The 11,547-nt window shown below is 64.3% G+C and carries 10 protein-coding genes; 4 read left to right on the forward strand and 6 right to left on the reverse strand.

The genetic code is table 11. From position 1 onward, the window contains the following. Positions 1 to 3: 3 nt before the first annotated feature. From KIT10_05795 to KIT10_05810, 4 genes are read right to left on the reverse strand one after another with little or no spacing between them, the layout of a single operon-like run. Positions 4 to 957: a hypothetical protein gene (locus KIT10_05795; protein MCW5898766.1), complete on the reverse strand. Its 954-nt coding sequence runs from the start codon at positions 955 to 957 to the stop codon at positions 4 to 6. 3 nt (positions 958 to 960) lie between these two features. After that, positions 961 to 2,655 (reverse strand): energy-dependent translational throttle protein EttA, encoded by a 1,695-nt coding sequence (gene ettA / locus KIT10_05800; protein MCW5898767.1) that lies wholly within the window; start codon positions 2,653 to 2,655, stop codon positions 961 to 963. A gap of 44 nt (positions 2,656 to 2,699) precedes the next feature. Continuing rightward, complete coding sequence (locus tag KIT10_05805) at positions 2,700 to 4,481, reverse strand: glycosyltransferase family 39 protein (protein ID MCW5898768.1); 1,782 nt, start codon at positions 4,479 to 4,481, stop codon at positions 2,700 to 2,702. Positions 4,482 to 4,533: 52 nt separating this feature from the next. Then, positions 4,534 to 4,908, reverse strand: coding sequence for a hypothetical protein (locus KIT10_05810; protein ID MCW5898769.1), 375 nt, complete (start codon positions 4,906 to 4,908; stop codon positions 4,534 to 4,536). 163 nt (positions 4,909 to 5,071) lie between these two features. Here KIT10_05810 and KIT10_05815 point away from each other — a divergent pair, with 163 nt between their 5' ends. Beyond that, a complete protein-coding gene (locus KIT10_05815; GenBank protein ID MCW5898770.1) occupies positions 5,072 to 5,401 on the forward strand; it encodes a PadR family transcriptional regulator in 330 nt (109 codons plus the stop codon). Positions 5,402 to 5,463: 62 nt separating this feature from the next. After that, a complete protein-coding gene (locus tag KIT10_05820) occupies positions 5,464 to 7,179 on the forward strand; it encodes a PspC domain-containing protein (GenBank protein ID MCW5898771.1) in 1,716 nt (571 codons plus the stop codon). Here the strand turns inward: KIT10_05820 and KIT10_05825 are convergent. Continuing rightward, the gene (locus tag KIT10_05825; GenBank protein MCW5898772.1) at positions 7,176 to 8,405 is read right to left on the reverse strand and encodes a hypothetical protein; all 1,230 of its coding nucleotides are present in this window, start codon (positions 8,403 to 8,405) and stop codon (positions 7,176 to 7,178) included. The two genes, KIT10_05820 and KIT10_05825, sit on opposite strands and share 4 nt — an antisense overlap. 82 nt (positions 8,406 to 8,487) lie before the next feature. On the opposite strand from KIT10_05825, the gene KIT10_05830 reads away from it, so the two are divergent. Continuing rightward, entirely contained in the window at positions 8,488 to 9,528 is a 1,041-nt protein-coding gene (locus KIT10_05830; protein ID MCW5898773.1) for an agmatinase family protein, read from the forward strand. Positions 9,529 to 9,609: 81 nt separating this feature from the next. Further along, positions 9,610 to 10,833, forward strand: a complete 1,224-nt coding sequence (locus KIT10_05835) for a T9SS type A sorting domain-containing protein (GenBank protein ID MCW5898774.1) — start codon at positions 9,610 to 9,612, stop codon at positions 10,831 to 10,833. A 4-nt stretch (positions 10,834 to 10,837) separates the two neighbouring features. Here the strand turns inward: KIT10_05835 and KIT10_05840 are convergent, their stop codons facing one another. After that, complete coding sequence (locus KIT10_05840) at positions 10,838 to 11,476, reverse strand: DsbA family oxidoreductase (protein ID MCW5898775.1); 639 nt, start codon at positions 11,474 to 11,476, stop codon at positions 10,838 to 10,840. Between the last annotated feature and the right edge of the window lie 71 nt (positions 11,477 to 11,547).

An 11,547-nucleotide genomic window follows, 5' to 3' on the forward strand; every position in this document is an offset into this window, starting at 1 on the left:
GGGTCAAATGTCGGGATGGATGCGTGGACCCATGCGCGTGAAGAGCAGACCCAGAGCCGCCACCGCAGCACCGAAGTACGCCGGCAGCAGGTGGATGAAGTCGGTGTAGCCTATCACGAAGTGGACGCCGATGGCCGATCCGAAGCCGATCGCCAGGGTGATGGCCAGCGCTTCCCACAGCGCGCGGTCCACATCGCGATGCCAGAGGATCATCGTCATGAGCAGGCCGATCGTGGCCAGCCCACCGCCAAAGGCCGCACGGTCGTGGGCGATGAGTGGAACAAGCCGCGGACTGATGCTTTCCAGATCACCGCAGCCTTGCACCATCATGTAGCGCAGATCCTGAGGCACGAACACCGTGGTCATGCCCACGCCCATGATCACCATGCCGCCGAGGAACAGACCGAGCGCCACGAAAAGCAGCATCGCCCGGCCCCTGGATGACCGCGAACGGATCCACGCGCCGATGCCGGGCCCAGCGGTCACCGTGTCATCCACCACCGACCGGCTCTTCACCAGACCCAGGATGAAGAAGGGCACGAGCATGAGCGTGGCCACGCCGTGCCAGGTGTCCAAATAGCCATAGCCGAGGTAGGTGAGGAAGCTGCCGAAGCCCACCGCGCCCGACCACACGAAGGACCACCAGGCCCATCGTTCGCCCTTGCGCAATGGGAACAAGGCGAGCCAGAGATAGAGGATAGCCACGGCCATGACGGACCCGCCGAAGGCCACACGGTCGTGGAACATGAACAGGGTGACGCGCCCGCCAAAGAAGGCGGAAAGCTCCTCCGCATCCATGCCGAGATGGACCACGTCGTGCGGCAGGAAATGCCCCACCGCGGATTGGGCGATGACGAATACCCCGCTGAGGAAGAGCACGATCGCGGTGAAGACGAGCAATGGCCGGCCATCACCGGCCAGCGCATCGAGGAACCCGGTCGATCGGCCCTTGGACATGGTTCACCCCCGCACCAGCTTCCTGTACTTGATCCTGTGCGGAACAATGTCGCCGCCCAGTCGCTTCTTGCGGTTCTCCTCGTAGTCCGTGAAGCCGCCCTCGAACCAGTACACCTGGCTGTCGCCCTCGAAGGCGAGGATGTGGGTGCATACACGATCGAGGAACCAGCGGTCGTGGCTGATGATGACCGCGCATCCGCTGTAGTCCTGGATGGCTTCCTCCAGCGCACGCAGTGTGTTCACGTCCAGGTCGTTCGTGGGTTCGTCCAGCAACAGCACGTTGCTGCTCTGCTTCACGGTCATGGCCAGGTGCAACCGATTGCGTTCGCCACCGGACAGCACGCCCACCTTCTTGCTCTGGTCCTGTCCGGTGAAGTTGAAGCGGCCCAGGTAGGCGCGGGTGTTCATCACCACATTGCCGAAGGTGAGGTTCTCCAGCCCGCCGCTGATCACGTCGTACACGGTCCGGTCCGGCTTCAGGTCGTCGTGGCTCTGGTCCACATAGGCGATCTGTACGGTCTCACCGATGGTGATGCTGCCGCTGTCGGGCTTCTCCTGCCCCATGATCATGCGGAAGAGCGTGGTCTTGCCCGCGCCGTTGGGACCGATGATGCCCACGATGCCCGCCGGGGGCAACGCGAAGGTGAGCTTGTCGATCAGCAGCCGGTCGTCGTAGCCCTTGCTCACGTCCTTGAACTCGATGACCTTGTCGCCGAGACGCGGCCCGTTGGGGATGAAGATCTCCAGCTTGGCCTCCTTCTCCTTCACGCTCTCGCTCTGCAGTTTCTCGTAATTCTGCAGACGGGCCTTGCTCTTGGTGCGGCGCGCGCTGGCGTTGCTGCGCACCCACTCCAGTTCCTGCTTCAGCACGCGCTGGCGTTTGCTCTCCTGTTTCTCCTCCTGGGCCATGCGCGCGGTCTTCTGCTCCAGCCAGTTGGTGTAATTGCCCTGGTAAGGGATCCCTTCGCCACGGTCCAGTTCCAGGATCCAGCCCGCCACGTTGTCCAGGAAATAGCGGTCGTGCGTAATGGCGATGACGGTGCCCTTGTACTGCTGCAGGTGCAGTTCCAACCAGGCCACGCTCTCGGCATCCAGGTGGTTGGTGGGCTCATCCAGCAGCAGGATGTCGGGGTTCTGCAACAGCAGGCGGCAGAGGGCCACCCGGCGGCGCTCACCACCGCTGAGCACCTTGATCGGCGTATCGCTGTCCGGGCAGCGCAGCGCGTCCATGGCCACCTCCAGCTTCTGGTCGATGTTCCACGCATCGCTCACCTCGATCCTGTCCTGTAGCGCCGCCTGCCGCGCGATGAGCTTGTCCATCTTGTCGGGATCGTTCAGGATGTCCTCATCGGCGAACTTGTTGTTCACCTCCTCGTACTCCTTCAGCAGGTCCATGATGGGCTGCACACCCTCTCGCACCACTTCGATCACGGTCTTGCTTTCGTCCACCTCCGGCTCCTGCTCCAGGTGGCCGATGGTGTAGCCGGGGCTGAGGTGTATCTCACCGTCGAAATTCTTCTCCTTGCCCGCGATGATGCGCATGAGCGTGGATTTCCCCGATCCATTGAGACCGAGGATCCCGATCTTGGCCCCGTAGTAGAAGCCCAGGTAGATGTCATTGAGGATCTTCTTCCCGGTGGGCAGGGTCTTCCCCACTTTCACCATGTTGAAGATGATCTGGCGTCCTTCTTCAGCCATCGTTGTCTATTGAAGTGATGATGCGGCGCCTTGCCGCTTCCGGTTCATTCCGCCCCGGTCTCCGGCGCACCGGGCACCGGGTTTTCCGCTTGGCGGGCCGCGAAGATCTCCAATCGCGGCCAATCCTTCACCATTTCGGCCTGTGACCATACCAAGGTGTCCACCTTGTGGTGCGCCAGCACCCGCTTCCAATGCTGCCGGTCCGCAGGGCTGGCGGCCACGAATCGGATGCCGGCCGCTTCAGGTGGTTGGTGGAAAACGGAACGCGGAATGCCCATGGCCTTGGCGTGGAACTCGATCGGGGCCTCCCAAGGGAACATGGTGTAGACCCGGTCGCCAGGCTCCAGGGCTTCGCGCAGGTAGGCGGCGGCCAGGCGCGCTTCGGGGTAGCGTTCGATGCGGTCCGGAAGCACGCCCAGGGCCGGCCATGCCCCGAGCACCAGCAGCACCACGCTGGCCCCTGCGGCACGGACCCGTTTGCCCATGGAGGTGAGCAGTTTCTCCTGCGTCCATTTCAGCAGGTAGAACAGGCCTATGGCCACGCCCAGATGGAGGAAGAAGAGGATGTAGAGCCAGGCGCGCGGCGGCGCCACCACGCCCTGTGCCAGCACCAGGGGGATGGCCCCCAGAGCGAGCGCGGCCAGCAGCATGCGATAGCGTGCGGAGAAGTAGCCGGCCGCCAGAATGGCCACGCTCCCCGCTATCGCCAGCCACTTCCACGACGTTTCCATGATGTAGGCGTAGAGGGCGTAGGCATGCTCGGCGGGCATTTGGCGGAACGCCTCCCGCGTATCCTCGGGCGTGACGCCGGGACGCAGCACATGGCCCGCACCATAGGTGAGCAAGCCGGGCAGATAGGCCAGCACGGTGAGCCCCGCACAGAGCAGCATGGACAATACCAGGGCACGCAGGCGTCCGTCCAGCGTTGTGCGGTATCGCATGGCCAGTTGCAGCCCGATCCAGACATAGACGAAGGCCGCCTGATAGACCATGACGGGGGTGGTCCAGAGGCCCAGCGCGAGCACCAGGGCCAGCAGCAACGCACTGGCCGGGTTGTTCTCCTTCACGAAGTGCCGGCCCAGCAGCAGCGCCGCCATCAAGGCCAGCCAGGTGAGCGTGTAGCCGCGGGCCAGCGCACCATACTCGATCAAGGGACCGGAAGCGGCCACCATGGCCAGGGCCATGAGCGCGATGTAGCGGTTGAAGGTGGCGCGCACGAAGAGGTAGAAGAGCGGCATCACCGCCACGCCGGCCAGGAAGGCGGGCAGACGCAGGGAAATGGTGCCAACACCCAGCACCGTGGTGAAGAGCTTCACCAACAGGGTGTGCAGGATGTGGTTGTTCGGATAGGACAGGTCGCTGAGGATGACATGCAGCGGACGGCTGGCGTAGTAGGTCCAGGTGAAGGCCTCATCGTAGGTGATGGCCGCGGGCATCAGCCAGGCGCGCAAGGCCGCTCCGGCCAGGATCAGCAGCAGCACGGATCGCTTGTGGGCGAAGGAGGTGCGCTTGGCGTAGCGTTCACGCACTTCGCGCAGGTCGGCACGGAAGCGGCCCCAAGCACCCGATGCCGCTGGTGTCATGGCCTCGCCGATCCGCTTCCGCATCGCGGCAAGGAGAACCGCCATGACGATGAAGGCACCGGCCATGAAGCGGAAATTCCCCTGGATACGCGCGTGGAAGGCTGCGGTATAGCGCTCCACGTCACCGTCCGGCGCGATGGCGTTCAGATGGCCAAGCACGGTGGCTTGCTCCCAACGCGAGACCCACCAGGCGAGCGCCGCCAGGGCCGACAACAGGACGACAACGGGCAGCACCCAGGTCATTGGTCCGCGCTTCGGTCCGATCGCATCGCCGCTTTCCGCCACGGTGGCACGTTCAACGTTTGATGGCTTCCATGGACACGATACTGTCCACCACGAAGCGCTTGTGGCCGCGCCATGGCAGGGCGCCGAGGTACTCGCGGTAGTGCAGGTTGAACTGCTTGCCGCTGTTCACCATCAACTCCTCGGCCACCCGGGGGTCCTCCACGGAGAAGACGAACTCGAAGCTCTCGAAGGTGCCATGCTGGCTGCGGATGCCCGTCTGCACCATCTTGCCCTCGTAGGTCTTGAAGAGCACACCCTTGTGGACCACGTAGTTCAACTCGCCGGCCTTCACGCCCGTGCCGAAGACCCAAAAGAACTTGAAGTACCCGGCGATCACCAGGATCACGAGCAGGGTGAGGACGATCTTCCAGAGGTGTTTGCGCATGGTGGTGCGATCGGTGGGTCCAAGGTAGGCGGCGGCGCCCGCTGAGCACCACCGAACCATTCGTCCGATCGACCAACCACTTGTCACAAACAGGTACTTTGTCTTGCATAGTACCAATTGAAGCATGCATCTTTGCCATGTCGTAGAACCAACCCGCAGGGCGATGAACGTGGAGAACACCAAGGCACAGATGCGCAAGGGCGTACTGGAGTACTGCATACTCGGCGTGCTCGCCCAGGGCGAATGCTATCCCTCGGACATCATCGCCAAGCTGAAGGAGGCCAAGCTGATCGTGGTGGAGGGCACGCTCTACCCGCTGCTCACCCGCCTGAAGGACGCCGGCCTGCTGGACTACCGCTGGGAGGAATCGCGCAGCGGCCCGCCACGGAAGTACTACCGCATCACCCTGTTGGGGAACAAGTTCCTGGACGAGTTGGACGAATCCTGGCAGGAGCTCGCCCAGGCCGTGAAGAAGACCACCAAGCGAAACTAGACCACCACCCGAACCTCCGGCCGCAGGCCACACCCTCAAACCACGCGATCGCGTCCGTCATCATGAAAAAGACCCTCACTGTCAACGTCAGCGGCACGGTGTTCCACATCGAGGAGGACGCCTACGAGGCCCTTCACCGCTACCTGGCCAACATCCGCGGCCGCTTCGAAGGCAGCGCCGGCCGCGATGAGATCATGGCCGACATCGAGTCGCGCATCGCGGAGCTTTTCACCGAAAGGCTCGATGGCCGCGGCGAGGTGGTGACCCTGGCCGATGTGGAACATGTGATCGCCGTGATGGGCCAGCCGGAGGACTATGCCGGTGGAGAAGGCAGCGGCAGCGGCGAAGCCCGGGGTCGACGCTACAAGCGCTTGTTCCGCGACCCGGACGACGAATGGATCGGCGGGGTGCTGGGCGGTATCGCGGCCTACATCGGCATGGATCCGCTGTGGTTGCGCATCGCCTTCATCGTGCTGATCCTGCTGGGCGTGGGCAGCCCCATCCTGCTCTACATCCTGCTCTGGATCCTCATACCCAAGGCCAGCACCGCGGCCGATCGCCTGATGATGGACGGCGAACCGGTGACCGTGGACAACCTGAAACGCACCTTCGAGGAGGGTGCCCAGCGTGTGGCCAGCGATGTGGAGGACCTGGGCAGGAAGTGGAGCGGCGAAGAAGGCAAACGCCGCACCGCCGGTCTGCGCCGTCGCGCAAGGGACGCCGGTGATGGCATCGCCGTGGTCATCCGCCGCGTCATCGGACTGGTGCTGCTGGCCGTGGGCGTGGGACTGGCCGTGACGCTGCTCAGCGCCGCCGTGGGTGGCGGCATCGCGGGCATGGGTTCCGGCATCGGCCTGTACGAATTGGGCGGTCTCGTCTTCCCCACAAGCAGCCTGGCGCTCTGGTTCGCCATCAGCGTCTTCCTGCTCGCGCTCATCCCCATCATCGGCGTCCTCAGTGCCGGTCTGCAATTGCTGCTTGATGTGAGCGCGCCGCGCTGGTTCGGCTGGACACTCGTTCCCATCTGGATCGTCGCGCTTGTCGTCACCATCGTCATCGGGGTGCGCTTGGGCAGCGACTTCCAGCGCACGGAGATGCTCCGCACGGAGATCGCGATCGAGCAGCCCGCGGGCGATGTGCTCTTCCTCGAAGCCAGTGACGAACCCGGCGCGTTCCGCGGTCCTTGGAACAAGCGGCACAAGCGCATCCACATCGACACCGACTGGCAGGGCCTCGACCTGGAAGGCGACAGCATCCGCGGTGCCTGGGGCCGGCTGGATGTGCGCCGCAGCCCGGACGAGCACTACCACCTGCTGGTTGAACGCCGCACGCAGGGGCGCAATGCCAAGGCTTCCCTGCGGCGCTCGGAGAACATCACCTGCCAGGTGGAGCGGTCCGGCGATGTGCTCACGCTTTCGCCCTGGCTCACCTGGCCCAAACAGGACAAGATCCGCGGGCAGCGCATCCGCTTCGTGTTGCAGGTGCCCGAGGGGAAGTCGGTGCATTTCCACACTGACATCGCCTTCATGCTGGACAATGTGAGGAACACCTCCAACACCCTGGATCGCGACATGGTGGACCGCACCTGGACCATGACCGCGAAGGGACTCAGCAGCGAAGGGATCGCACCCAAGGCCGAAGAACCTGTTTCCGAGCCGGGGCCCGCGGAGAAAGAGGTCGTCAGCTTGTCCGCAAGGCCTGTGCTGCGCCCGGTGTGGAACATGCCCGACCTCTTCGCCTTGATGCGCCCCGGCCAGGTGCTCCGAAGCGCGATCTAGGCCACCGAACGGCCACGGCCGATGGCCGACGGCAACACCGCCTTTCCGATCGGTGCACACAGCCCCATGCTGCGGGGCTTTTCACCGAAGGGTGCTTGGGAAAGAAGCGCATCCATGGGCCCCATGGGCGACATCATCGCCACGGGTTCGTCCATTCTGCCCAGGTCCACCGAGGCATCGCGCGCATTCAGCGTGATGCGCTTCAGCCCATCGTGCCGTGTGACATAGCCGGTGATGCACAGGTCCGACGGGTCGATGCCATCGGGCAGCTTCACGTCGTAGGTCACCTTGTAGGTGATGCCGGGCACGGGCTTCTCGGGGATCACCTCGCCATCTCCATCCGGGCCGGCCAGCATGGCGCGCACCACGCCATGGTGCCAGGGGCTGCCTTGTCCGGGGGCATACACATTGTCCAGCATCACCAGGGCGTTCACGGAGAAATCGCCCTGCATGGCCGTGGTGAATTCGGCCGCCACCGTAACGTGCAGCGTGCGCGTTAGCGTGTCCAGCACGGGTACCACCTGGCACAGCACGGGCGATACACCAAGGGCCTTGCCTTTCAGATGCCGCTGCCATTGGGAGTGGTTCGGATTGGGCGCATAAACGCCCGCTTCGCCCTGATCGAGCACACCGGCGGGGGTAAAGTCCGTGCCATAGCTGTTGAAGTACTGGTCGGCGGCCGCCACGGCGAGATCGTCGCGGTGGTGGAATTTGGCCACCAGGACCTGCGGGTCACGCATCAGGGCATCCACGTTGGGCCGCGCCATCTGGCAGTTGTGGCAATTCAGCGAGGTGCGCACCTCCATCAGCAGCTTCTTGCTCACCCAGCGGTCCAGCACGGTCACATCAAAGGTCAAGGTGTCGTTCCTGCGCTGGCCATCGTTCTGGCCGTCCACCCACACCTTCAATTTGCCACGGCCGGCCATGGTGGGCTCAAAGCGCACCGGATGGGTGAACATCGCCATGTTCTCCGTGCCGATGCCCGCGCCCAGGTTGAGGAAGTTGCCGCGTTGCACCGGGCCGTTGTTCCAGCGCCAGCCGGTGGTGAAGCCGGTGAGTGGCGTCGACGATGTGTTGCGCACGTAGCCGAAGATCTCATAGGAAGCGCCCATGGCCACGAAAGGTGGAACATCCACATGGATGGGGTAGGCGTCCTGGGCCAGCAAAGCGGAGGCGGGCGCGAAGGCGATCAACAGCGCGCCGAACGATCGGGTGGAGGGGAACATGGTCATGCTTGTTCGTGTGGCGCACGAAAGTAGCCATGCCCCTGTATGCTCCGGACTAACTTGGCCGCCCCACGCCAGCCCCATGAGCAAAGCCGCCAAGATCAGGTCCTTCGACCCCAACAGCCCCGCCAGCGCCAACGCCGGCCTCTACGGCCTGCCTTTCACGGCGGCGGAAAGTGACATCGTGATCGTGCCCGTGCCCTGGGAAGTGACCACCAGTTACGGTGGCGGCACTTCGCGCGGCCCTGCGGCCATCCGCGATGCGAGCCTGCAGGTGGACCTGTTCCACCCGGAATTCCCCGATCTGTGGAAGCGCGGCATCTGGCTCGATGAGATCCCCGACGCCCTGCGCAAGCAAAGCGACGGGTTGAAGAAGGAGGCCCAGCGTGTGATCGATGTGCTGGTCGGGGGTGGCGATGCGAAGAAGAAGGCCCATGCGAAAAAAGCCCTCGCCTTGGTGAACGCCGAATGCGCGGTGATGAATGACTGGGTGGAACAGCGCTGCGGCTACTGGATGGACCAGGGCAAGCTGGTGGGACTGCTGGGTGGCGACCACAGTACGCCACTGGGCATGATGCGCGCCTTGGCCGAACGCCACAGGTCCTTCGGCATCCTGCACATCGACGCGCACCTGGACCTGCGCATCGCCTACGAGGGCTTCACGTACAGCCACGCCAGCATCCTCTACAACGCACTGCCCATCCGGGCGATCACCGGCATCACCAGCGTGGGCATACGCGACTTCTGCCAGCAGGAGAATGAGGTATTGCAGCAGCAGAAGGGCCGCGTGAAGGTGGTGCGCAGTGCCGACATCCGGCGCCAGCAATATGGCGGCGTCAATTGGCGCGAACAGTGCGACGCCATCATCGACACGCTGCCGGACAAGGTCCACATCACCTTCGACATCGACGGACTCGATCCGGTGCTCTGCCCCAACACCGGCACACCAGTGCCCGGCGGTTTCCAGTTCGAGGAGGCCACCTACCTGCTCTCACGCCTGGCCGCCAGGCGCAAGGTCATCGGTTTCGACCTGGTGGAGGTAAGCCCCGGCAAGGATGAATGGGACGCCAATGTGGGCGCGCGCATGCTGTGGCACCTCTGCGGGGTGTTGGCCAGTCGGTGAATGCGGCACGGCCTGCTCAGGCGAAAGGCCGGCGCCCATTATCTTCCCCCCGCTCCAATGCGACCGAAAACCATGACCCTTATGCTACGCCTGCTGCTTCCCGTCGCCGCGCTCTTTGTTCCCCACCTCGCCTTCTCGCAATGCGTACCGGTGAACTGCCTCGCCGATCTGCCGCCCTACGGCGGGGTGTGCGATACCGCCATCGTGGACGGCCGCGTGGGTGAAGCCTACTACGACCAGCTTTCCTTCCACGCCACCAATGCCTGCGTGGATGCGGGCCTCATCTTCCCCGATCTGGCGGGCACCTCCCTGCGCCTCACCCAGATGCACTCCTTCAACTTCTATGGCATGCCCGCGGGCATGGTGGCGCAGACCACCGCATCCTCATACGCACCCCCGGCCAACGGTTGCGGCTGGCTGGATGGCACGCCCACCGAAGCGGGCGTCTTCGTCGTGTGGCTCGATCTGATGATCAACGTGAACTATTGGGCCTTTTCCGGGTCATGCGGCGGTTTCATTCCACCGGTGCCCGTGAACGACAACGAGGCCAGCGTTTCGCTCGATCTGGTGATCCTGCCCGACCCTTCCTTCACCGGCCTGCCCACTACCATGTGCATCAGTGATGCACCGGTGACCCTGGTACCCACCGGCACACAGGGCGGCGGCTTCAGCGGACCCGGCGTGAGCGGCAACGTCTTCGATCCCCAGGAGGCGGGACCCGGCACCCACGGGATCACCTACTACGTGGCCGCCATGGAAGGCGCGGCGGTGGCCCCCGCGGAGGACAGCATGACCCTGGAGGTGATCGTGCTGGTGGAGCAGCTCTTTTTCGCTGACGCCGATGGCGATGGCTTCGGCGATCCCGAAGTGTTCGTCTTCGCCTGTGAACAGCCCGAAGGCCACGTGGACAACAACGGCGACTGCGACGATGCCGACGACACCATTTACCCCGGTGCACCACCCACCGGCCTTGGCGTGGACAACAATTGCGACGGCGAGATCGACGAGGACGAGCAGGGCATCGGCACTGGCATCGCGCAGACGATTGGCCTCAACGGCCTGAGCGTTCACCCCAACCCCACGCGTGACCTGTTCCGCATCGAGTCGCGTGGCACGGCCAGCGGCATGGCCGGGCTGGTGGTGACCGATGTGGCCGGCCAGGTGGTGCTCACGCGTTCACTGGCGATCCAGGATGGCCGCATGGTCGTCGACGCCGACGCGAGTGGCTGGGCGCCCGGTGTCTACCTGGTATCCGTCGAGTTCGGCGGGGGCCGCATCACGCGCCGGCTGGTGAAGGGGCTCTGATCGTTCAGCGTGCCTGCCACGCCTGCCCCAGCGCATTCAGGAAGACCTCGCTCGTCTGCGCACCGCTCACGGTGTACCGCTCGTCGATCAGGAAGAAGGGCACACCGCGCACGCCGATCCGTCGCGCCTCCTGTTCATCAGCACGCACCGCGTCCGCGAAGGCCGACCCATTCAACACCTGCTCCACCTCGGTCCCATCCAGTCCGGCCTCGGAGGCCAGCCGCACCAGCGTCGCTATGTCCGCCAGGTGGACACCTTCCATGAAGTAGCCCCGGAACAACCGCTCCTTCATGGCATCGCCGCGACCCTTGGTCTTGGCGAATTGCAGCACCCGGTGCGCGTGGAAACTGCTGCCGATGATGGCCTTGTCCATCTCATACGCCAGACCGACCGTTCGCGCGCGCTGCACCACGCCGTCCACCCGGGCCTTCGCATCGGCACGTGTGCCGCCGTACTTCTCCACCAGCATGCCGTACATGTCGTGCGGGCTGCGGGCCGGCGCACCGGGATCGAGCTCGAAACTGCGCCAGATCACGCGCACCTGGTCCCGTTCCGGGAAACGTGCCAGGGCGCTCTCGAATTCGCGCTTGCCGATGTAACAAAAGGGGCAGACCACATCGCTCAAGATCTCAACGGTGATCATCTTGGCAGACTCGGTAGGTGGTGTTGGTGTCGGGGAATCAGTGGCGGGGGCCGGGGCCGGAGGCTGGGCAC

The sequence above is a fragment of the Flavobacteriales bacterium genome (assembly GCA_026129465.1).
GTDB lineage: Bacteria > Bacteroidota > Bacteroidia > Flavobacteriales_F > PHOS-HE28 > PHOS-HE28.